Consider the following 779-nt stretch of genomic DNA (forward strand, 5'->3'; position numbering starts at 1 on the left):
GATTATGGCGGGTCGTGGTTCCTTTATCGAATCTTTTCCATTGTTTGGCTATAACTTGAAAGACTATGAAGAACTGTTTGAAGAACATTTGGACCTACTGCTCAAAATACGTCAGTCCGAAAAAGTGACTTGGGAAGGCGGACATAGACCAGCAATCAATAATTTAGGTGTGTATCCAAGACCTGTTCAAAATCCTTTACCGATATGGGTTGGTAGCGGTGGGAATCAGGAATCTGCTATCCGTGCCGGTTTTCTGGGATTACCACTTATGCTGGCGATTATTGGTGGTAGCCCAATGCACTTTGCACGAATTGTACAGCTATATAAGAAAGCAGCGGCTCACGCTGGTCATGATGTATCAAAGCTTCAGGTGGGATCTCATTCAATTGGATTTGTTGGAGAGAATACGGAATTGGCAGCAGATACATTTTTCCCTTCCACTCAGGCAGGCATGAATAAACTTGGTAAAGAGCGGGGGTGGCCTTATTATGATCGTTCCAGCTTTGATGCTGCACGAAGTTTTGAAGGGGCGTTGTATGTTGGTGATCCAGATACAGTCGCCGAAAAAATCATTCATCTTCGTAAGCATGTAGGGATTACACGCTTTATGATGTATGTACCATTAAGTACCATGCCACATGATCAAGTCATGCGTGCCATAGAATTGCTTGGAACAGAAGTTGCCCCTCGTGTAAGAGAGGAAATTGCCAAATGGGAAGCTGAAGGAGAACAGGAGACACATCTATTCCGTTAATTATTCCATAAGGATTACATCAAGT

At 43.4% G+C, this 779-nt stretch carries 1 protein-coding gene; it reads left to right on the forward strand.

Annotation, left to right across the window (positions count from 1 at the left end; genetic code table 11):
* Nucleotides 1-754, forward strand: a 754-nt coding sequence (locus tag AC1DTM_RS29775) for an LLM class flavin-dependent oxidoreductase (RefSeq protein ID WP_477001622.1), incomplete at its 5' end; no start/stop codon positions are given.
* Nucleotides 755-779 lie beyond the last annotated feature (25 nt).

This window comes from Bacillus sp. P4_D3 (assembly GCF_056401855.1).